The organism is Sphingobacterium thalpophilum, assembly GCF_901482695.1.
Classification (GTDB): domain Bacteria; phylum Bacteroidota; class Bacteroidia; order Sphingobacteriales; family Sphingobacteriaceae; genus Sphingobacterium; species Sphingobacterium thalpophilum.
In genome coordinates this window covers 4,221,691-4,242,052 of the sequence record NZ_LR590484.1, presented here as the reverse complement: position 1 = coordinate 4,242,052, position 20,362 = coordinate 4,221,691, and the positions used below count along the sequence as shown (strand labels likewise).

The window sequence follows — 20,362 nt, the reverse complement described above, 5'->3', positions numbered from 1 at the left end:
AATGAGTATTGTAAACGTTATTACATAAAAAATAATAAAAGGCAAATCTCCAAACAGTTCAAGATAGAAATAAGTGGACCTGCCTTCTGCACCCAGTTTGTCCATTAAGTAATTAACATCCGCTAAATGATATCCCCTGAACATGGTGTCCAAAAGTTCCGCCCCAATTCGCTGCTGCAAATCAGGAATAATAAAAAAAGACATTATACAGAAGAGCAACAAAAGTGGAATTAAAGCTACCCAGATGTTAATGGAAAGACAGTGATGTATGAATTTCTGTTTCATTTTTTGTTTATTAAATTCTTATTGACCATGATCGAATTACCATATTTTTAGTAATTTCAACAAAGATAAATAAGGACTTAAACGTAAAAAATAGTAAAAAATGACCATTTTTCCGAAAACTGAAAATCAGGCTTCAATGGGCCTTTTCGAACAGGAATTTAAGGGTGAGCTTGATCCCAAAATGTCGCTGGAAAAATATAGGCATGTTGCATTTGTACTTTCCGTCCTGCAAAACTCCACAACAGTGCTCGTAGACCTCAAAACCAAAGCAAAATATGTTTATCATGGCGGGCTATCTTTATATGTCGGCCTAGCCGAAGAAAAAACAGGTTCACCCCAAGGTTCGGCTGCCATTGACAATATTCCACAAATTATTCATCCAGATGATCTTAGAACAAGGCACCTCATGGAACTCCGGTTATTCCACTTCCTAAAAGACAAAACGTTAAAAGAAAGATTGGATTACCACATTATTCTGGTCGCAAGGGTTTTGAATAAAGACAAACAATATATTCCCGTTGAGCTCAAAATATTTTACGCTTCCTCCACAGACAGCATCCAGCTTATTCTATATCAATACAGTTTTAGCACCAATACTGAACGGCTTCCCACGCCCATAATTATTAACTCCAGTAACGGTAGCATTCTTTCTAACAATAGTTTCAACACTCAAAAAATTCTTACCAAACGTGAGATACAAATCTTAAAAGAAATCGAAGTCGGCAGGGCGAGCAAAGAAATCTCGCGGCACCTTTTCATTAGCAAAAATACTGTTGACCGTCATCGGCAAAACATCATGACCAAACTTCGGGTAAAAAGCGCGATTGAAGCATGCCATATCGCAAAGATGATGGGCATTATTTAGCATATACTTAAGATATTTTGGTAAATGAGCCGAATAGAAAAGTGGATATGAGCCAAATAGAAAACTAACTATTTAAAATTGTGGCTAATTTTGCCTTACAATTCATAAGAAATGGCAAACATCGAACAAGCTCAAGTTTTCTTTTATTGCACCGAACAAAACAATTCGCCGATAGAATCTTTTATGGCCGAACATAAGATATGGCATATCCAAAAAGGCTATATATTATTTTTTGAAGACGGTAAAACTCATCGGGCAGATGCAGGTCAGACGATCTTACTCCGTAGAAATCAGTTGGTAAAAGCCTCATTGATGGACAATGAAAACGGAGAGAAATTCGAAATGATCAAAATTCTGCTGTCACGCGATTTTTTGAATCAGGTCCTATTGGGAGATCCAACCGCTGCAGCGACAGATCCTATTTCTTCCACACAATATAAGGAACGTTTTCTGATAGCTAAAAATGAACTCTTTACAGGATTTTTTGAATCGCTAAAGCCGTACATTAAAACCGGACAGAATATCCCGGGCAAACTAAGCCTCAATAAAACCAAAGAGATCTTTTTGTTGCTCGAAATGCTGTGGCCCGGTATCAAAAAAAGTCTTTTCGATTTTTCCGAACCGATTAAACTAGACTTAGCAGAGTTTATGACCAGAAACTATAGTTACAATGTAACATTGGAACGGTTTGCTTACCTTTCTGGCCGAAGTCTTGCTACATTCAAAAGAGACTTTAAGAAAATTTATAACCTCTCTCCCCATAAGTGGCTAATGAAAAAGCGGCTGGAAGAAGCCAAGCGGCTAATTTTTGAAGAAAAGCAAGCTCCATCTTCTATTTATCTTCAGGTTGGCTTCGAAAATCTATCGCATTTTTCCACCGCATTTAAAAAATTTTATGGTTTTAATGCATCTTCTGAGAAGACTCTCTACTGAATAAAACCACCAACATACATTTTATACATTACTAAACAGATTACAATGAGAACTGTACTTATTACGGGTGCCAATAAAGGCCTCGGCTTTGAACTTGCCAAATATCTCCTGCATAACGGGTATTTTGTATACCTCGGATGTCGAAGTATTGAATTAGGAAAAAAAGCAATTAATGATCTAAAAAGCTTAGGCTTTGAAAACTGTAGGATGCTGGAAATCGACATCTCTAGTGAAGGATCTGTAAACAATGCCGCAAAAGAATTCGCGAAGTATAGCAATGTGCTGGACATCTTGATAAACAACGCAGGAATTCTCGGAAGAAGACAGAATAAGGAGAATCCGTTGACGGTCGCTGATGTTCGGGAAGTTTTTGAAACTAACTTTTTTGGAACGATTGCGGTAACTGAAGCATTCTTGCCCTTCTTAAAAAGATCATCTCTACCCGTCGTTGAGAATATCACAAGTGATCTCTCCTCTTTAACAAAACACCAAGATCCGGACTGGCTTCTCTACAACGCCAAGTCCATAAGTTATGGTCCTTCTAAAACAGCTCTAAACGCTTATACAGTTGCATTAGCGCATGAATATAAAAATCTCGGCTTTAAGATAAATTGTGTAACGCCAGGATGGACATCCACAGATTTTAACGGGAATAGTGGTGGTAAATCGGCTGCGGAAAACTGTATAAACCTTGCCAAATATGCAATGCTCGACGCGAATGGTCCTACAGGCAAGTTTTTTGGTGAAGAAGGTGAACTTCCTTGGTAACTTAACTATTGCAGTTCCGCTACGGGGCTGCAATATCCTTTACTTCTCATCCGGCCAATACCTGATAGCACCCCACCCATTATTTAATCCCACCTATTCTTACCTTCCGGTTCGCAAGCCCAAATAACCAATTCGACCGTAAATGTGTCCGACTCACCTTATTGTTTCTTTTAACGGCCCTCCCACCGGTCTAAATTTGTCTCAACAAGAAAATGAAAACATCACTTAAACACAAGAGACAATGACAACAAAACTAACAACAATTCTTCTGGCAGCGACATTCTCCTTAAGTATTCCGGCTATTGCCAGTGCGCAGAACGATCAAACAGCGATCATATCGTCTGCGGTAGACCAGACTATCCGGCCATTTAAAATTAGCATCCCGCAGGCAAAACTCGACGAACTAAAACGACGTATTGCCGAAACTCGGTTCCCGGACAAGGAAACAGTAAAAGATGAATCACAGGGTATTCAGCTTGCTCAGCTGAAAGAGCTTGTCAGCTATTGGGGACAGGGGTATGATTGGCGAAAACTGGAAAACAAACTCAATGCGCTGCCCCAGTATGTGACTAAAATTGATGGCCTGGACATTCAATTTATCCACGTGCGTTCCAAAGAGGCCAATGCATTGCCCATCATTCTGACCCACGGATGGCCCGGCTCACCTTTGGAGTTTATCGATGCGATAGGCCCGTTAACTGACCCTGTTAAGTATGGTGGAAAAGCCGAAGATGCGTTTGATGTGATCATACCGGCAATACCCGGCTATGGCTTTTCAGAAATCCCCAAAGAACTAGGCTGGAATCCGGACCGCGTGGCCAGGGCCTGGGATGTATTGGTCAAGCGTCTTGGATATACAAAATATGTCTCGGAAGGCGGCGATCACGGTTCGGTCATCTCGGATGCCTTGGCCCGGCAGGCCCCTACTGGGCTTTTGGGTATACACCTGACGATGCCCGCAACAATCCCAGCTGAACTTGTAAAACCGATCAATGCCGGAGAGCCCGCCCCGTCAGGACTTTCAGTGGATGAAACCAATGCTTATGATGCTCTGCGTACATTCTTTGGAAGAAATGCTGCTTATGGTGGAATGATGGTGACGCGGCCGCAGACTACGGGATATTTATTGTCTGATTCACCAAGCGCACTGGCTGCATTTCTCTACGAAAAGATTGCAGAATGGAGTGAAAGCGATCTCCACCCTGAAAAAGTAATCGGCAGAGATGCCATCCTCGACGATATCACACTGTATTGGCTGACCAATACGGGCGCCTCTTCCTCCAGATTTTATTGGGAAAATAACAACAATAACTTCAGTTCCGAACATCAGAAAACGAGGGACATTAAAGTTCCGGTAGCGATTTCCGTGTTCCCGCATGAAATTTATCAGGCGCCAGAAAGCTGGTCCAGGGCAGCTTACCCCACATTATATTATTACCATAAGGCTGCCAAAGGTGGACACTTTGCGGCATGGGAACAGCCGCAGGTATTTACCGAGGAACTTCGTGCTGCTTTTAAGGCCTTACGAAAAGGTCTTTAGCCGCAAGAGGCAAGAATCAATCACCAGAAAAGAAAAGAATTTAACAATTTAATAGGCAACATAATGAGCAAATTAGCAATTTTAATGATCGCCGTCCTGATGTTGTTCGGTGGCTATTCCAGAGGGCAGAATGCCGCTGGTCAGATCACTTGGGACTGCGTTCTAAAACGGAAATCACCTGAAGAAGGAGAAATTTCCATGAAAGCCAAAATACCACAGGGATGGCATCTATACGCTTTGGGCAATAATCCCAAAAGTCCTATTCAGATGAACTTCAAGTTCGTCCCCGATAAATCATATGAGTTAATCGGAGGCGTTAGCCAACCCCAGCCCCTACGCAAATTCGACAAACAGCTGGACATACCTGTTACCTATTTTGAGAACGAAGTTGAGTTTGGCCAAAAAATTAAAATAAAGAGCAAGAATGGAACGATCAAAGGCACCATACAGTTTATGCAGTGTAGTGATGAAGTGTGCGTACCACCACAGGACTTCGGTTTTGCACTCAAAATTCGCCCCTAGATGTATACGCTCCAGGTGAACGCTTTTTATTAATCACTTAAAATTTTAGATCATGAAAACAATAAAAGATATCCTATACATCCTCAGCCTACCGCTGATCATTGTGCTGATCATGGCTTTCAAAGGCTTTGCAGATGACCACAAGATTGCCAACATCAAAGAAGCAAATAGTTCCGGGAAGGGCTTTGCTGTGGTGGAGCTCTTCACCTCCGAGGGATGCTGGAGCTGCCCGCCAGCAGACGAACTGATCGCGAGGCTCGAAAAAGATAATCAAAACAACGAATTGTTTATCCTGGCGTTTCATGTCGATTACTGGGATCATCAAGGATGGAAAGACCGCTTTAGTCAAGCTAGATTCACCGAACGGCAAAAACAATACGCCCAATGGATGAACCTGAGCACCCTATACACGCCACAGCTGGTAATCAATGGAAAAACAGAAATGGTGGGCTCCGAAACGGGCAAAGTACTAAAAGGTATCCAGTCTGCTCTGATACAAAGTCAGCGAGGAAACCTCTTTGTCAAAAAGGAAAAATCCGAAGGGAACCGTGTTCAGATCAGCTATACCTCCTCTTCGGTGGCTAAGCATTCCAGCATCGTGATGGCGCTAGTCCAAAAACATGCTTCCTCAAATGTGTCGGCGGGTGAAAATGCAGGAAAGGCTCTTACGCATGTGCAGATCGTACGCGAATTACAGTATCGCACCCTTAAAGCAACGGATAATTTTTCTTTTAAGCTCCCCGAGGTACAAGAGGGATGGGAAGTGATAGCATTTGAGCAGAACCAAAAGACAGGTGAGATCATCGACGCGACCCGTATCGGCTTATAGCGAAGTCCTGTCCGATTCAAAAAGTCAAATGCTGCTTTCAAGATGCAATATGTCCGGTTCAACAACTTCCATCTTTTAGACAGCTTGTACTCGCCGTAATTTTAGTAAAAAAGAAGAAATATCATGAAACATATTAGACTAAATAGACTCTTGACCATCGCTTTATTATGTACTGCCATTGGTTTTATCGCCCTGCAATTTTTCAATCAGCCGATAGAACGCAAGCCGGTCACGGGACATTTGCAGGACGCCCCCAAAGAGGTATCCCTGATTCTGGAACGTTCGTGCTACAACTGTCATTCCAATGAACAGCAGCTGTCTTTCTTTGATAAACTGGCCCCGATCTCCTGGATCGTCAACAAGGATATTGAACGCGCGAGAGAAGTCATGAATTTTTCGGAATGGAACAAGTTATCGAAAGCTGAACAAAAGGGAAAATTCTATGCCGTATATAATATGGTCCGCGCTGGGAAGATGCCACTCCCCAGCTATGCATTGATGCATCCGGGAGCGAAACTGTCTACAAATGAAATAGAGACCATAAAACGATTTGCTCTATCACTTTCCGAAAAAGACAGTCTTATCCCTGCACATATGAAGGTTAATGCGGCTGCACCACTGCAACAAAAGCTGACTTCAGACAAAATGAAGCTTGCTTCCCCACTACCTACTGTACCCGTTTCACCAAATGGAATTCCGTACAATGCTGATTTTAAAAATTGGAAAGTGATCGGCATGAGTACACTCATTGACAACAGCATACGGGTAATCTATGGGAATGATATTGCTGTCAAAGCTATTGCCGAAGAAAATTTTCATCCTTGGCCGGAAGGAAGTGCGGTTGCCAAAGCAGTCTTCAAACAAACCCGAAAAGCCAATGGAGATATCGTACCGGGTGATTTTGTGAATATGCAGTACATGATCAAAGACGGCAAGGCGTATACCGAAACTGAGGGCTGGGGATTTGCAAAATTCAATGGACAGCAACTGAAACCAACAGGGAAAACAGCCTTATTCGCCCAACAATCGTGCATCAGCTGCCACAGGCAACTTGCAGAATCGACAGGCTACCTATTTAATGTGCCTCTAAAAGTAAATTCTAAAAAATTGATCGATAACTATTTAAAGACCATCCGACATGAAAAAGCTACTATCCATACTGCTGCTAACTAGTGTATTGTTTGGTTCGTGTACCAAAAATAATAAGCATGAGACGGCGAAAATACGTTTTATGTTTGATGCCGGCGATCTGCAATTTATCTCCTCTTCTTTTAATCCAGACCAGCAGACGATGTCAGCCTTGTATGGAAATCAGCAAGCTATTAAACTGCTGACGGGATCAAACAAAAGGCTACCGGGATCGGCCTTTAAACAGGTCACTTATAAGGTGCAGGACGATCCCAATTACTTCGGGAGCAAAGTAAACGGTGAACTGCTGCGGGTAGAAACGGTAGAGACCGATGCGAAAGGGAACCTTCGATACCACATCGAATTTGGCTCGATCCCTTCTGACGAATCCCAACAACAGCGTATGGCGCATATTTTGGATCAGGAGCCGATCGAGTTCCCACAATAATATCAAACAGATTAAAGATTAATTTATCAAAAATAGCACAATATGAATACGAAACTAAACATTGGAAAAGGCACGCTGATGTGGTCTATGATCATGCTACTATCCATTGGTGCGCCAAGGGTATACGCACAAAACTCGGCTGATGAAAAAAAACAAGAAGTGTATGGCGCCGTCCACACCAATTTTCAGCAGACCAAAACCGTCAAGGCTGGCCTGCTAAACGTGGGCTATGCAGAAGTAGGCCCGAAAACGGGAAAACCTGTTATCCTCCTGCATGGATGGCCGTATGATATCCATAGTTTTGAGAAATCGTCTGAAATTCTGGCTGCGAAGGGATATCAGGTTCTCGTTCCTTACCTAAGGGGATACGGGACGACGACTTTCCTTTCTCCTAAAACGATGCGCAACGCCCAGCAATCCGCGGTAGCGCTTGATATCATCAAATTTATGGACGCCCTGCAGATTGACAAAGCGATAATAGGCGGTTTTGACTGGGGAGCACGGACAGCAGATATTATCGCTGCACTCTGGCCCCAACGTTGTACAGCATTGGTTGCTGTGAGTGGGTACCTGATCGGTAGCCCCAAGGCGAATGAAAATCCCCTGTCTCCTAATGCCGAATTCTTATGGTGGTATCAGTATTACTTCGCGACGGAAAGAGGTTACAAAGGCTATAAGGCCAATACGGAGGAATTCAACAAGCTGATCTGGAAAACAGCATCCCCCAAATGGAATTTTGATGAAGAGACGTATGAGCGCTCTGCCAAGGCATTTGCCAATCCGGACCATATCGCTATCGTTGTCCACAATTATCGTTGGCGGCTAGGACTGGCTAAAGGAGAGCAACAATATGACGCTTTGGAAGCCAAACTCGCCAAATTACCTGTCATTTCGGTTCCGACAGTCACGCTGGAAGGTGATGCAAACGGAGCCGCATATCCACCCCCATCAAGCTATGCATCCAAATATAGTGGACAATATAAGCATCACACGCTGACTGGCGGAATCGGCCATAATTTGCCGCAGGAAGCACCTCAGGCATTTGCCAACGCCATCATTGAGGCCGATACCATGGCCTTGGCAGACTAATCGTATGATAAGAATACGCTAGATAAAGATCTGCAGTTTTTTTTATTGTTTATGGTTAAAATTTAAATATTTTTACCTCAACGTGTTTTCGTTATAAATCTCATTATCATGTTTAAGCCTAAGAAGCAAGCTCCCTTTAGGATCTCAAACCGTTTAATATGGATCAGCTCCATTTCACTGGGAATATTAACGTCGATACCAAAGATTGTTGATCATCATTTTGATCCGGCCGAAGGTATTGCTGATTTTGCCGTCACATCAGGCTTTGCATTATTGATCTGGTATTATAATATATACACGATACCTGCGTACACAAAAAAAACAGGGCGCAAAAGTGTGATCTCCTCGCAGCTCTTTAAGGGGCTTGGTGTCGGACTCGTGCTGATGTTTCTGTTGTCATCGCTTCAGTATTATATCCTTTCGCATTTAAATTTCGGCCCCAAAATGCTCATGTATGAAGTCAGGGGTATACTGATCAATTTGACATTTTACATGTTTATCCACATTTTATACCAGACACACCTCAACCAGCAGGTTGTCCGTGAGCTCGAACGTTCCATGGCTGCCAACCTTGAAGCGCAATATGAGCTCCTAAAGCAGCAGGTGAATCCACATTTTCTTTTTAATAGCCTCAACACCTTAAAATATATGGTGGATAGCCACGATGGCCAGTCTTCAGAATTTATCATAAAACTAGCTGATTTTTATAGATTTACCCTAGACAGTCTCAAGCTTAACGTTCTCCCGTTAAAGCAAGAGCTGGCGATTATGGAATCCTACATTTACTTACTGAAAGCACGTTTTGAGGAAGGCTTGCTGGTTACGCAAAATTTGGGGGCTGAACTCGCTGAGACCCTCATCCCTCCTTTTACGCTTCAGCTATTGATAGAAAACTGTATCAAGCACAATATCGTTTCGCTCGAGAAGCCGCTTCATATCCGGCTATACCGTGAAGCCGACTATCTCGTTGTTGAGAACAACCTTCAAGAAAGAAAAATTCCAGAGTCTTCCACTGGTCTCGGCATCAAAAACATTAATCAACGTTACCTTCTCCTTACCGATAAAGAGATCGTAATTCTCAAAACAAATGATACATTTACGATAAAACTTCCTATACTATATGAACATCCTAATCATTGAAGATGAAGTCAAGGCTGCACGCTCGCTTGAAAATCTGATCTTAAAACTACGTCCTGATTCCCGTATCCTTGCCAAGATCCAGAGTGTTGAGGGGGCGATTGACTATCTGTCAAATAACGCCAGTCCTGATCTGATCTTTATGGATATCCAGCTGTCTGACGGAATCAGCTTTGACATCTTTAAATCTGTGAAGATTGTATGTCCTGTTATTTTTTGTACAGCTTTTGGGGAGTATGCCATGGAAGCGATCAAGGAAAATGGAATTGACTATTTACTCAAGCCGTTTTCGGAGCAAGATCTCAAAAATGCTTTTGAAAAAGTGGATAACTTCAAAAATATATTTCAAAAGGTGTCCGAAAATGACCTTACCGAACTGCTGACAAGGATCAGTGGCGGAGAAAATAAAAAGACAAGCTTTCTAGTGTTCAAGAATAATAAGTACCTGACAGTCAAAACAGAAGATATCGCGTATATCTATATCAATTATACGTCTCCTTCCCTGATCACCTTTAAGGGGGAAGAATATGACGTCAATCAGTCCTTGGATCATTTGGCGGGATTGCTCTCAAGCAAGCAATTCTTTAGACTCAACAGGCAATACCTGATCAACTTCGCTGCAGTCAAAGAAGTCGAGCATTATTTTGGAAGAAAGCTGTTTGTGAAATTGACCGTACCTACAGCGGAGAAGCTTTTGATCGGAAAGGATAAAACCTCGCTGTTCCTGAACTGGCTCGAAGACCGTTGATCCGGTTTCCAGCGACGCCCCTGTAAATGTACTTAAATGCCACTGTGAGCCCAGTGGCATTTTTTTATGCACTCCCCCCCCAGAGCATAATTACTGCGAAGGCCGATGCCTGCTTCATTATTTTAGGTGTCCGTCTCAGCTGTTAATATGTCCGCTTGCCACAGTTTTCACTGTGATCGGGGCGTATTTTATGCTCTCTTTGTAAGCATCAGATACCGTAATGCGGACTGAAAATGAGAATCAATAAATTTTAAACCACAAAACAACGAAAACATGAGTAACATCGAAAAAGTATTGTACACAGCAAAAACCCGCACAATTGGCGGTAGAGCAGGAAGCGCTAAAAGTAGCGACGAAAAATTGGACATTGTACTTTCAGCACCGGGATCATCTGGCAAAGGAACTAATCCTGAGCAGCTTTTTGCAGCTGGCTGGTCAGCCTGTTATATCGGTGCGCTAGGGCTGGCGGCAAAAAAACTAGGAACAATATTGCCCAAAGAAACGTTTGTGGATGCGGAGATAGATTTAGGAATGACAGGTGAGGCCTACCTATTACAGGCTAGGTTATATATCAGCCTTCCCGGAATTGATAAAGCCATTGCGGAGCAGCTTATCCAGCTTGCCCACCAGACCTGTCCATATTCCAAGGCAACAAGAGGCAATATCAACGTTTCCACAACACTCATCTAATCTGAGCGACTGAGACTCGTCTTTCGCTGGTTTCAGATGGTTTCTACAGGACTTGGTGACTAGCCAAGAGAGCTAATGTCTGAGGTGATATTGACGGCAACAGCCATAGTTGCCTGAGGAAATGTTGAAGCTCTTTCAAATGGAAATCGCTAAAAACAATAAGGGTAGATCATCTTTATCATGATCTACCCTTATTGTTTACACCTAGAAATAGGCTATTGGCGATTGAAACAGCTGTGCGATATGAACTATTTAGCCAAAAATGCGACTGCTTTTCCCAAAAATGCTTCATAATTCTGATAGAAAGCTGCGTGACCCGAATCAGCAAACTCTAAAAGTGTGGCATTTTCTAAATTCTGTTTCATATTGTACGCATTCTGCACGGAGATGGGAAGATCCTTATCACCGTGAACAATTAACACAGGTTTTTTGATGTTTTTGATCTCATTAAGCGCCTCTGGGTCAGGCTGAGCCCAGGCTAGTACAGCGGTAAATTGCGCAGCGGATGTTGCATCGCTCAGTGCAAGATCACGGTCAATGGTACGCAAATGCACCCGGGCATAGGAGGCTTTACCCGCCGAAATGCTTACCTGTGAATCCGTAAATCCGAATTTCAGATAGGATTGTTCTGGGCTTAGCCCTGCACTTCCAGCGATAATATTCGGCAAGTTGGCAAGGCCGATCGCACCTTTAGGTCCGCTATCGACTAAAATAATTTTATTGATCAGTGCAGGCTCGGTCAGAACGATTCTTTGTGCCACAAATCCCCCCATGGAGAACCCCATAATATTGACTTTCCCAAGATTCATGGCTTTGATAAAATCAATGGCATCGTTGGCCATTGCCTGTACCGTGCTGGGAGTATTTCCTTTGGACGAGGCAACGCCTTTATTATCGAATATGATCAATTGGTATTGCTTAGCCAGTCCATCAGTCACTGCCGGATCCCAGTCATCCATAGAACCTCCGGTCCCGGGCAATAATACCAAAGGAGTCCCCCACTCTTTCCCCCAGCTCCGGTAGGCGAAATCGGTTCCTTTTACATTGATAAATTTTGTCTTTGCGTTGTTATGATTCACCACTATCGCCTCCTGATCAGTTGGGAAATCATTGTCGTTGCGGCATGAATTGGCCATTGTGGAAAAAAGAGCCGCACATAAGACGCCTGTAATTGTAAATTTTGTAATTGCTTTCATTGTTTTTATGTTTGATTATAGACCAAACTTAGGGCAATCACCTGGACAAAACACGGGTAAACTCGTTGAATCGGACAAATTCATCGCTGAGCACGACATTCTAAATCTCAAACATCGATGCTCCCTATCCTTTGTTGATCCGGCACGGAATCTGTCCGTATGTACAGCAATGTTACTGCTATTGACAAAATTTAACATCCAGTCTTGGTGCATAAGGAATGTTGCCCGCGACTGCATATGACTCATTATACATCTTCTTGTTATCTAATGATATCTGTATCTATGGGCACGTACCCCAAATGCCTACTCAACGAAAGAATTTGCCCCTTGTGATGGAACTCATGTGTGATCACATGGGTAAACAGCTCCAATGGGGTTGTCGTTTTTGTGACTCCGTTTAGCTTTAAGTCTATCGGCATAAGTTTAGAAGACTCGTATCTGTGGGAAAAATCAATAATTTCAGTATCAATCAACCCGAACATTTCTACTACTGCATCTATGTCATTTATGCTTGTATATTCGGTAAAGGCTATGTCGTTATCCAATGCATGTTTAACAATCCAATATTCATAGGTATTTGCGATATGGACCAGCAGATTTCGGATGCTTCCTCCACGCCCAAAAGAGCTGTTCTGGTTTAGAAAATTCTCATTCGAAATACGCTTACAATAATCAAAAAGTGTTTTTCTTGATCCTTGAACCAAACGATATTGATATTCAAAATATGAGTTTGTATGTTCCATTTTACTAGTTATTGTCTTTAAATTGGCATGTAGCGTGCCTTCGCTTACTCGGCGCAGGCACGCTACAGATATCAAAAGACCGTCTCACACATCAGCCTGTTGGGCCGCATCCTTAATCATTTTACTACGGTAGCTTCCAATTCAACTTTTAACGTTTCGAAAAGACTGACGACTTCTAATAAAGTAGTTGCCTGCCTCGTTCCATGCTTGGCAATCCAATCCTGAAAAACTGGAAAATGCGGCCACAATTCTTGGGTGGAGGTTGTATATATATTCAGTCTAACAATATTACCGCAAGAGTAACCTGCTTCTGTAATCACCCTTTCTAGATTTTCCAAGCTTTTTATTAACTGTGTTTTCATGTCCTCAGTGCTAGATACTCCATCGTCATCGATTGCTGTCTGTCCTGAAACATATAGTGTTCCCTCTGCATTCTTAACTTCGATAGCCTGTGAGTAACTTCTGGCATCTTGCCACTTCCATGGGTTTGTCGCATTAATTTCCATTGTGATTTAAATTAATTGTGTAAAATTCTTAACAACACAAAATTGAAAAACAATGCTAGCAGATGAGGTTGATAAACCTCACAATTTTGCTGTGATAAATATCACAGGTTCAACCTACTCAAGGTTTCTCTTGAGACTCCGAGATAAGCGGCTAATTGGCTTTTTGGAATCCTATTGCTAAGCTTCGGATACTGTTTAAGAAATTGTTCATAACGTTGTGCCGCATTCAACGTCAAAGAAGAGAGCACACGGCGTTGCATACCTAGGTATCCAAAGTTTGCCTTTTCTAAAAAGAACCGCTGCATGGTAGGACTTTCTTGACACAGTTTGAAATAATCGGCATTGTTTAATGCAAGTACCGTTGTATCTTCCAAACAGATCAGGGATAAAGTCGCGGGTGTCCCAGTATAGAATGCATAAAAATCACTTTCCCACCAATCTTCCATAGCAAATGAAACGATATGCTCTTTTCCTGACTGATCCAAATACACTAATTTGGTCAGGCCTGATATGATAAAATAATGGTAAATCGCTTTATCACCTTCCTGGATAATGAATTGATGCTTTTTATATCTTTTGAGTTTAAAATGGTTTACAATGAATTCGGCCTCCTCCGGAGTTAACGAAACTACCTCTTCTATATGTTTAATTAATATATCTAACATCAAAAACAATTATTACAGAGCTCGTTACCCTTGCCACCTGTAGTACATAATACACTTCAAAAGTACTGTATAAATTTAACCATTATATTTTACCTTTAGAAAGGGTAGACATAACTCAACAATTTTTTTTCTTAAGCTATGGAATACACGTTATATTCAATTTATCCCCGGGCAAGTTTTTATTTCAGTAAATCTTTGCCATTTCGGCCTATTACAACAAATAGGCGGAGACGACAAGTTAGTCTGAATGTATACCGTTGATGTATTCAACAAAGATCGTAAGTTCATCAGTGGTCAGCCAGCTCGGGTTGTTGCACAACATCACCCAGTCGCCATGTCGCAAAACGACAGAGGTCACAAAACGTTTGTTTATATACACATGATATCGTCGTCCACCATATAGCTCGCCCAGCACGATTTGTTGGGGTATCCCATCTATTTCACAATTAATGATAAACTCTTTCATCTTTTCATCTATACCAGTATTAAGCCTTGTATACTCGAAAACCTATAACGTTCAAAACAACGGCTCAAATATACTAATATTTTTAGCAAAAAAAAGAGTAAATGATTACTATAACCTACACCTTATTTTCCCTGCATTTTTGCAATCTCTTTTAAATAGCTATTGTAATCGGAATAGGGCTCGTTGCGCCTACTGTTGGGCTTTAAAAAGATCATACCGTTTTTATTGTCCAGAACAATATTGAAATGATTTAAGATCTGATTGCCAAAAAGACTGGATCTTCCTCCCGGTTTGGATGGGTCCGCTGCATTGGTAACGATGTCATTAAACCATACTCCTGCGATCTCTGCATTCAGGCGGATGATTTTTCTGCCATTGATCATGGTAAGAGGCTTTAGTTCTTCCCAATATCCATTTCTCGACGTAAAGTCTTCTCCCAAAAGCATGGTACCGTCCCGGCCGGTGTCGAATAAAAACCAGAAATCATATTCTTTGCCATTGTGAACAAAACGGGCCTTAAATTTCGGACGATTTTGTTCGAAGAAAACTGTCGCTTTTTTATAGTCCTTTACCTTCGATGGCAGAGTACTGTGGACAATAAACTCCATCTTATCGTAATCGATTTCAATGACGTTATTCCTGAAAAAAGTATTACCTATGATAACATCTTCGTAAGGCTCCATATTGCTAACTTCGGCAAACGGCACCCCCTGCCATGTGGTAGCTCCGATCTTTAGCAGATTATCAATACTATTTCTTGTTTTATTCACACCGTTGGTATTACTGACTGTTACATGGGAAGTAAATGACAAGTCCAATTTCTCGGATGAGTTTCTGTTGACAGCCCCCATGCCTGCGCCAAAATCAAATTGAATAACGGCTTTTTTATTGTTCAACAGGCCGTCAAAATAGATCCGCGAACCGATCATCCTGAAAGGAAAACGTAAAGGATAGTCTCCAGCTGCATGCATCCGCGGGAAATCTTTAGGCAGTGTCGAGGCGATACGGATATTACAAGTATCTTTGTTGTTCAATAAAACTTTAAAATCATAACTTTTACCAGGTTCTGTATGAAAGATCAGTTGCTCCTGATCTGTTTTAAAAGTTACGGTACTTTTCTTTGCGGGAATATTAACGTAATATATGTCAGGGATTATAGTCGGATCAAGCCGCCAGTCCATTTTTACATGTTTACCGTCTTCAATAAACGCTTTTTCATCAGTGGCCTTAATAATCTTACGGTACTGTGCGTAAGCCCAGTTATTCGTCAATACGGTAAAAACGATAAGCAGCTTTACCGGGTATCCAGCATACCTTAATTTCTTTTGAAACATAGTTCTTTTCATTATTTTTTTTCACAAAAGAAGCTATCAGATCAAAATAACTGAAATATAGGAGCCGCCAATCCCCCGTCAATAACCCGCCAATATCGCGACAGATGCTAAATTATGCTGATATTTGGCCAAATACGTGGTTTTGCACCTCTGCCTATCGCTATAGCATTTCTGACAATGATAACTCCATTGGCAAAAATCCATAAGAGCGGAATGAGTTCTATAAATTTACTCTTAACCTCCAGCCAGTCATTGAGGATCAAAACAAATATAAAAAGTACAATGGCAACCAAAGTGGCAAGGATCTGAATAGAAATGAGCTGACGATTAACTATGTTATACTGTTTTTTAAGATATATCAATAACAAAGGAACGAGCACATTGAACGGAGGAGCCAACAGCAATGGCAGTGCAGAAAGGTTGATAATCTTATTCCATTTTACAGTTTCAGAATTTTCCATTTGCACTGCTGTCATATTGATAAGATCCATCTCCTCTACCTCTAGCGCCTTCATTAATGCCTTGAGTGTATATCCTTTTGGAGGCTGACCCGCCTCGATACGCTGTATTGTCCTGACGCTAATACCCGACTTTTCGGCCAATTCTTCCTATGTCAGCTTTAATTGTTCTCTGATCTGTAAAAGATTATTCATGTTTAAGTGATGAATTTGCAGTAGTCAACCATTAACTAAAGTTACTCAAAAATAAACGTTTTTAATGGGATACCTGGCTATACTTTGTATTCGTATTAAGTTTCAAAATTATTTGATCAACGTATATAGCCAACGCTGGGTTCCACAAGTTCGTCTGCTGGTATACTTACCGGGAGAAAGCTGCCGGCAAGTTCCGCTGTTGCCGTTTGATTACCTTTCTTAAATCATCGTTTATACATAAATAGATTATGAAGCCTGCATAAAAGCTCAGTTCTTTACTATTGGATCAACATAATATACGGCATGATCGGTGAGTGTGAGTATATCGTCGGGAGATATTGGGCAGTCGACGACCTCCTCAATTCCGTCGCCTATGATAAACTGTAGGTTCTCCTCCATTTCGACAGTTCCTTCCAGAATACTGCCTTCATCCAAAAAATAAAGGTCAGATATCATCATATTGATACGGTTTTTGGCGATCCAATCCCCCAATTCCGTTTTATTCATTTGGACCAGCCGTGCCGCTAACTCCTGGGCCTCCAGGAGATCGCCTTTAGCTGATTCTGGAAATTCCCTGCGTAAAAATACATCATATTGATGCCAGTTTCCTGTATGTACAGCATCATTTCTCAGATACATTTTTTCGCCATAGGTTCCTACTTCTTCAATGTAATCATCCTTTGTTTTTATATTTTTTTCTATAAACACACTACCGGATAAGTTCCGTTCATAAATATTTGTCAACGCATAGCCGATCACCATGATGTGTGGTCTGGCCGAAGACCGACGCGTAAACAGTGATTTAATCCAATTGTCGACGTGATCAACAGTAATAGCCTGCCAGGTAATATTTTGGGGATCCTGGATTTCAGAAGGAGAAATCAGTACATTATAGCCCTGAGTCTGCAGCTCCTGTAACACGGCTCGATTAACCTTGACAAATTTCATCTTAAAAGCTCTTTAATCAAAAGATATTGTTCCTGCCCCTAAGCATAACGGTAATACTCCATAAATCCGCAGTCGCTTTTCTGTTGTTCCTGTACCATTGAACAGCTATGCTGCCCATATAGTTCATACCTAGCCGCTTTTTCCAATGAATATGCCAAGTGAGTGCCGGAACAGCCGAAACAAGGCGTTTGCCTACTTACTGTGACGTCCCTTCCAATAACGCGCAAATGGATACTGTCTGGTCACATATCTAAAAATTACGAAAAACTCCAGGTCAACTCGAAAAGAAAAGTTGTGATCAAAGCATTACGAAATAATTCCGCGCGTGATAACGGCCATAGGCGGTAACGAGGCGATATAGTAATACAGTCGTCTACGGTCTTGCGAAAAGAGATTTAGAAAGCCGAAGCCAGCTGCGATAGACTGCTGACTTCGGCTTTGGATAATTCCACAGCTCGTGGAGAGCTTCTAACCGAAGAATTCAGCTGGATACTCAACTGTACCTTCTATCCCACTTAGTCCGTTTTTGACCAACTCAATAGCCATGCAATTTTCCGGCGGAACGTCGAAAGGTAATTGAATATGGAAAGATGCAGCTTCTTTATACCCAAATTTTGGATAGTAAGTGGCATGTCCCAATAAAATAGCGGATCTAAACCCGAGTATTCTGGCTCTTTCATGTGCTTCATTCAATAAAATCCCCCCGATGCCTCTATTTTGGTATTGCGGCAATACAGCAACAGGTGCCACAGCCAAAGAATCATGATCTATGCTTGCACTCCTGATCTTAATTCTGCTCAGTAGAATATATCCCACAATCTGTTCTTCGCATACAGCTACCAAAGACAGTTCGGGGATGAATGCCTGTGATGTGCGTAGCCGTTCGACTAAAAATTGCTCTCGGTGATCGGTGTGTACAACGTCTTTAAATGCTGCTTCGATGAGTTTAAAAACATGAGATCTCTCTTCTGGTTTTTCCTGACGGATATAAATTGATGTTGTCATTTTCTATGTGTGTTGCTGATACCACTCTAAATACTGCCACGGCGAATTAAGCTTCTACAAGCTACTATTAGCGCAGTTATTTTATTGTGGATCGGATAAAAGAATGTTGGGCAGCGGAGTATTCCGCCGCGTGTGTTTCATACTCAATACAAGGACGCAGATAAGCATTGAAGCTTTCTGCGTAATTAAGCAATCACACTATCAGAAAGGCAATATGTGGAGATAATAAATACCATGTATACAAATATAGAACATTTTAGAAGAAAAGTCAACCAAAGGATATTTGCGGCAATAGTGAAGATCCGTGCCCCACCAATGCTAACGGTCGTTTTCTTCTTCTTCTTCGTTTTCCGCTATGGCTTTCGATAGTGGCCGGATTTCCGGCGTCTTGGCAAAGGCATTGCCTTCATTTTCCAGCTCCTCTTGTTCTTTTTGGGCTTTTTCGTTAAGATCTTCGGGGTCGTAATATGTATTATCCATAATAAATCTGCATTTAGTTTACTGAATTGTTCCACAGCAGTCCAGCTATCTACGACTGCTGTACGATAGCACGTTCGGTTGGCCGGCATGGGCAAGTTCCGACGGGATCAATCCTGCTTTAGGTGAGAACAATCCTGAACGACTAAAAGTTGCCATTCAATATTTTTTCGGTACGGAGGCAATATCGCTAAAAAATAAGGCCGGACTGCGAGCCCAGCCTTAAGACAAAACGTATCGATTACTGAAAGTTAATCCAGTTTGCCAGATATTCACTGATCGTTGGCGTAACAAATAACTCGTCAAAATTATTCCCGCCGGTCTCCTCTGTCACTGACAATATACAGATGACCCGCACACCGGGGAGAAAGAAAGCAGTTTCCGGACTTTGCAGAAAGAATACACCATAGTTACCCAAGCCCAATTTTACTTTCTTGCCTGAATTAGTACTAGCAAAAGCAGGCTCATTCGTTCCTTTTCTCGCCAAATCAAATGTATAATATTCAGATTCCGAAATTGGCGGGAGTTCTATCGTGGTAAACGATGCTTTTGTAGAAACGGTAAACCGCAGTTCAGGACTAGGTTTTTTGATCGCCCCAGTATTTATATCTCGAATATAAGGGATTATATCAATATCACCTCCAACAAATTTTGTCTCACCAAATGGGATGTCTGTCTGCAGTTTGAAAGTCACAGACATGGCTTTTGGATTCTTCAAAGCCGGTACAGTCAGATGCTCAAGAAGGTCATTTCCGTCGAGGTAGAATTTCAATACCGCATTACTATCTGCATCGGTGATAGTTTTCGATATCAACACGTCGTCCGCGCCCACCTTTCGAACGGTTAGCATTCTTTGTTGTCCTTTGTCAATAGGTATGGTCAGTGTTTCCTGTGTCGGCCCTTCGTATGGATTTTGGTATATCCGCTGATTGTCAAGGTAAAAATCTAACCCGCTATTTTTTGCGTAGATTTGTAATTTATAATTTATTCCAGCATCGTATATTTTTCCATTATCATAGTATATATTTATAACATTGCTGAAATCAGTTCCAGCAATAGTATAGGTCTTCAATACTTCGGATTTCCCCTTTTGTCTGATATAAATCTTTTGATCTCCCCCTGTTGTATTTAATTTTATAGGGTTGGGCAGGGTATTATTCTGCTCGCCTGTACTGGCAACGATGGCGTCGCCATAGAAAAAATCTAAAGGCACAGTAGTAGAACCAGCGAAAGTAATCTGTACAATCTTTGGAGTGGCAGATTCAAACAGTTCGCCTTTTTGACAAGCCTGCAATAGAACGGCCGTCAACAAAAATAAATGCAATAGTTTTGATATGTCTATCTTTCTCATAATAATAGTTAAGAACTGGGGACAGTCGTTCGATTG

At 41.7% G+C, this 20,362-nt stretch carries 23 protein-coding genes; 12 read left to right on the top strand and 11 right to left on the bottom strand.

The features are described 5' to 3' along the window. Positions 1-385 precede the first annotated feature (385 nt). From FGL37_RS17580 to FGL37_RS17525, 12 genes are all read left to right on the top strand, one after another. The gene (locus tag FGL37_RS17580) at positions 386-1,150 is read left to right on the top strand and encodes a response regulator transcription factor (protein ID WP_051606561.1); all 765 of its coding nucleotides are present in this window, start codon (positions 386-388) and stop codon (positions 1,148-1,150) included. A gap of 111 nt (positions 1,151-1,261) precedes the next feature. Next, the gene (locus tag FGL37_RS17575) at positions 1,262-2,083 is read left to right on the top strand and encodes a helix-turn-helix domain-containing protein (protein WP_051606562.1); all 822 of its coding nucleotides are present in this window, start codon (positions 1,262-1,264) and stop codon (positions 2,081-2,083) included. A 45-nt stretch (positions 2,084-2,128) separates the two neighbouring features. Next, positions 2,129-2,851, top strand: coding sequence for an SDR family NAD(P)-dependent oxidoreductase (locus FGL37_RS17570; RefSeq protein WP_028068780.1), 723 nt, complete (start codon positions 2,129-2,131; stop codon positions 2,849-2,851). 241 nt (positions 2,852-3,092) lie between these two features. Next, positions 3,093-4,391: an epoxide hydrolase family protein gene (locus FGL37_RS17565; protein WP_028068781.1), complete on the top strand. Its 1,299-nt coding sequence runs from the start codon at positions 3,093-3,095 to the stop codon at positions 4,389-4,391. A gap of 63 nt (positions 4,392-4,454) precedes the next feature. Beyond that, on the top strand, positions 4,455-4,913 hold the full coding sequence (locus tag FGL37_RS17560; RefSeq protein WP_051606563.1) for a protein-disulfide reductase DsbD domain-containing protein: 459 nt from the start codon (positions 4,455-4,457) through the stop codon (positions 4,911-4,913). A gap of 52 nt (positions 4,914-4,965) precedes the next feature. After that, positions 4,966-5,742 carry a DUF1223 domain-containing protein gene (locus FGL37_RS17555; protein ID WP_028068782.1) on the top strand — a complete coding sequence of 259 codons (777 nt, stop codon included), beginning with the start codon at positions 4,966-4,968 and terminating at the stop codon, positions 5,740-5,742. A gap of 123 nt (positions 5,743-5,865) precedes the next feature. Further along, positions 5,866-6,915 carry a heme-binding domain-containing protein gene (locus FGL37_RS17550; protein WP_051606564.1) on the top strand — a complete coding sequence of 350 codons (1,050 nt, stop codon included), beginning with the start codon at positions 5,866-5,868 and terminating at the stop codon, positions 6,913-6,915. Further along, positions 6,881-7,318, top strand: a complete 438-nt coding sequence (locus tag FGL37_RS17545; RefSeq protein WP_028068783.1) for a hypothetical protein — start codon at positions 6,881-6,883, stop codon at positions 7,316-7,318. The genes FGL37_RS17550 and FGL37_RS17545 overlap by 35 nt, the downstream gene beginning before the upstream one ends. 42 nt (positions 7,319-7,360) lie before the next feature. Next, positions 7,361-8,407 carry an alpha/beta fold hydrolase gene (locus FGL37_RS17540; protein WP_028068784.1) on the top strand — a complete coding sequence of 349 codons (1,047 nt, stop codon included), beginning with the start codon at positions 7,361-7,363 and terminating at the stop codon, positions 8,405-8,407. Between the two features lie 108 nt (positions 8,408-8,515). Further along, on the top strand, positions 8,516-9,547 hold the full coding sequence (locus FGL37_RS17535) for a sensor histidine kinase (protein ID WP_028068785.1): 1,032 nt from the start codon (positions 8,516-8,518) through the stop codon (positions 9,545-9,547). Further along, positions 9,528-10,292, top strand: a complete 765-nt coding sequence (locus FGL37_RS17530) for a LytR/AlgR family response regulator transcription factor (RefSeq protein ID WP_028068786.1) — start codon at positions 9,528-9,530, stop codon at positions 10,290-10,292. Before FGL37_RS17535 ends, FGL37_RS17530 begins: the two co-directional genes overlap by 20 nt. Before the next feature lie 273 nt (positions 10,293-10,565). After that, positions 10,566-10,982, top strand: a complete 417-nt coding sequence (locus tag FGL37_RS17525; protein WP_028068787.1) for an organic hydroperoxide resistance protein — start codon at positions 10,566-10,568, stop codon at positions 10,980-10,982. A 248-nt stretch (positions 10,983-11,230) separates the two neighbouring features. Here the strand turns inward: FGL37_RS17525 and FGL37_RS17520 are convergent, their stop codons facing one another. The 11 genes from FGL37_RS17520 to FGL37_RS17475 all read right to left on the bottom strand — a co-directional run bounded on the left by FGL37_RS17520 (position 11,231) and on the right by FGL37_RS17475 (position 20,326). Next, on the bottom strand, positions 11,231-12,178 hold the full coding sequence (locus tag FGL37_RS17520) for an alpha/beta fold hydrolase (protein WP_028068788.1): 948 nt from the start codon (positions 12,176-12,178) through the stop codon (positions 11,231-11,233). A 260-nt stretch (positions 12,179-12,438) separates the two neighbouring features. Next, positions 12,439-12,921: a DinB family protein gene (locus FGL37_RS17515; protein WP_028068789.1), complete on the bottom strand. Its 483-nt coding sequence runs from the start codon at positions 12,919-12,921 to the stop codon at positions 12,439-12,441. Positions 12,922-13,037: 116 nt separating this feature from the next. Then, positions 13,038-13,427, bottom strand: a complete 390-nt coding sequence (locus tag FGL37_RS17510) for a RidA family protein (RefSeq protein WP_028068790.1) — start codon at positions 13,425-13,427, stop codon at positions 13,038-13,040. Positions 13,428-13,528: 101 nt separating this feature from the next. Continuing rightward, the gene (locus FGL37_RS17505) at positions 13,529-14,092 is read right to left on the bottom strand and encodes a Crp/Fnr family transcriptional regulator (RefSeq protein WP_028068791.1); all 564 of its coding nucleotides are present in this window, start codon (positions 14,090-14,092) and stop codon (positions 13,529-13,531) included. A 238-nt stretch (positions 14,093-14,330) separates the two neighbouring features. Continuing rightward, positions 14,331-14,558 (bottom strand): hypothetical protein, encoded by a 228-nt coding sequence (locus tag FGL37_RS17500; RefSeq protein WP_138096914.1) that lies wholly within the window; start codon positions 14,556-14,558, stop codon positions 14,331-14,333. Between the two features lie 122 nt (positions 14,559-14,680). Then, positions 14,681-15,904, bottom strand: a complete 1,224-nt coding sequence (locus tag FGL37_RS17495) for a retropepsin-like aspartic protease (RefSeq protein ID WP_138096912.1) — start codon at positions 15,902-15,904, stop codon at positions 14,681-14,683. 95 nt (positions 15,905-15,999) lie between these two features. Continuing rightward, positions 16,000-16,494, bottom strand: a complete 495-nt coding sequence (locus FGL37_RS17490; protein ID WP_051606566.1) for a helix-turn-helix domain-containing protein — start codon at positions 16,492-16,494, stop codon at positions 16,000-16,002. A 318-nt stretch (positions 16,495-16,812) separates the two neighbouring features. Continuing rightward, positions 16,813-17,493, bottom strand: a complete 681-nt coding sequence (locus tag FGL37_RS17485) for a hypothetical protein (RefSeq protein WP_028068792.1) — start codon at positions 17,491-17,493, stop codon at positions 16,813-16,815. A 468-nt stretch (positions 17,494-17,961) separates the two neighbouring features. Beyond that, complete coding sequence (locus FGL37_RS17480) at positions 17,962-18,498, bottom strand: GNAT family N-acetyltransferase (RefSeq protein WP_171019309.1); 537 nt, start codon at positions 18,496-18,498, stop codon at positions 17,962-17,964. Positions 18,499-18,816: 318 nt separating this feature from the next. Further along, positions 18,817-18,978 carry a hypothetical protein gene (locus FGL37_RS25410; RefSeq protein WP_160169463.1) on the bottom strand — a complete coding sequence of 54 codons (162 nt, stop codon included), beginning with the start codon at positions 18,976-18,978 and terminating at the stop codon, positions 18,817-18,819. 238 nt (positions 18,979-19,216) lie between these two features. After that, complete coding sequence (locus FGL37_RS17475) at positions 19,217-20,326, bottom strand: hypothetical protein (protein ID WP_028068794.1); 1,110 nt, start codon at positions 20,324-20,326, stop codon at positions 19,217-19,219. Between the last annotated feature and the right edge of the window lie 36 nt (positions 20,327-20,362).

What these genes read in the sequence shown, in the direction of transcription:
- FGL37_RS25410 (WP_160169463.1), bottom strand. Translation starts at nt 18,978, where the DNA reads ATGGATAATACATATTACGACCCCGAAGATCTTAACGAAAAAGCCCAA.
- FGL37_RS17530 (WP_028068786.1), top strand. Translation starts at nt 9,528, where the DNA reads ATGAACATCCTAATCATTGAAGATGAAGTCAAGGCTGCACGCTCGCTT.
- FGL37_RS17565 (WP_028068781.1), top strand. Translation starts at nt 3,093, where the DNA reads ATGACAACAAAACTAACAACAATTCTTCTGGCAGCGACATTCTCCTTA.
- FGL37_RS17495 (WP_138096912.1), bottom strand. Translation starts at nt 15,904, where the DNA reads ATGAAAAGAACTATGTTTCAAAAGAAATTAAGGTATGCTGGATACCCG.
- FGL37_RS17545 (WP_028068783.1), top strand. Translation starts at nt 6,881, where the DNA reads ATGAAAAAGCTACTATCCATACTGCTGCTAACTAGTGTATTGTTTGGT.
- FGL37_RS17555 (WP_028068782.1), top strand. Translation starts at nt 4,966, where the DNA reads ATGAAAACAATAAAAGATATCCTATACATCCTCAGCCTACCGCTGATC.
- FGL37_RS17475 (WP_028068794.1), bottom strand. Translation starts at nt 20,326, where the DNA reads ATGAGAAAGATAGACATATCAAAACTATTGCATTTATTTTTGTTGACG.
- FGL37_RS17525 (WP_028068787.1), top strand. Translation starts at nt 10,566, where the DNA reads ATGAGTAACATCGAAAAAGTATTGTACACAGCAAAAACCCGCACAATT.
- FGL37_RS17580 (WP_051606561.1), top strand. Translation starts at nt 386, where the DNA reads ATGACCATTTTTCCGAAAACTGAAAATCAGGCTTCAATGGGCCTTTTC.
- FGL37_RS17500 (WP_138096914.1), bottom strand. Translation starts at nt 14,558, where the DNA reads ATGAAAGAGTTTATCATTAATTGTGAAATAGATGGGATACCCCAACAA.
- FGL37_RS17515 (WP_028068789.1), bottom strand. Translation starts at nt 12,921, where the DNA reads ATGGAACATACAAACTCATATTTTGAATATCAATATCGTTTGGTTCAA.
- FGL37_RS17575 (WP_051606562.1), top strand. Translation starts at nt 1,262, where the DNA reads ATGGCAAACATCGAACAAGCTCAAGTTTTCTTTTATTGCACCGAACAA.
- FGL37_RS17480 (WP_171019309.1), bottom strand. Translation starts at nt 18,498, where the DNA reads ATGACAACATCAATTTATATCCGTCAGGAAAAACCAGAAGAGAGATCT.
- FGL37_RS17570 (WP_028068780.1), top strand. Translation starts at nt 2,129, where the DNA reads ATGAGAACTGTACTTATTACGGGTGCCAATAAAGGCCTCGGCTTTGAA.
- FGL37_RS17510 (WP_028068790.1), bottom strand. Translation starts at nt 13,427, where the DNA reads ATGGAAATTAATGCGACAAACCCATGGAAGTGGCAAGATGCCAGAAGT.
- FGL37_RS17560 (WP_051606563.1), top strand. Translation starts at nt 4,455, where the DNA reads ATGAGCAAATTAGCAATTTTAATGATCGCCGTCCTGATGTTGTTCGGT.
- FGL37_RS17550 (WP_051606564.1), top strand. Translation starts at nt 5,866, where the DNA reads ATGAAACATATTAGACTAAATAGACTCTTGACCATCGCTTTATTATGT.
- FGL37_RS17520 (WP_028068788.1), bottom strand. Translation starts at nt 12,178, where the DNA reads ATGAAAGCAATTACAAAATTTACAATTACAGGCGTCTTATGTGCGGCT.
- FGL37_RS17535 (WP_028068785.1), top strand. Translation starts at nt 8,516, where the DNA reads ATGTTTAAGCCTAAGAAGCAAGCTCCCTTTAGGATCTCAAACCGTTTA.
- FGL37_RS17485 (WP_028068792.1), bottom strand. Translation starts at nt 17,493, where the DNA reads ATGAAATTTGTCAAGGTTAATCGAGCCGTGTTACAGGAGCTGCAGACT.
- FGL37_RS17540 (WP_028068784.1), top strand. Translation starts at nt 7,361, where the DNA reads ATGAATACGAAACTAAACATTGGAAAAGGCACGCTGATGTGGTCTATG.
- FGL37_RS17505 (WP_028068791.1), bottom strand. Translation starts at nt 14,092, where the DNA reads ATGTTAGATATATTAATTAAACATATAGAAGAGGTAGTTTCGTTAACT.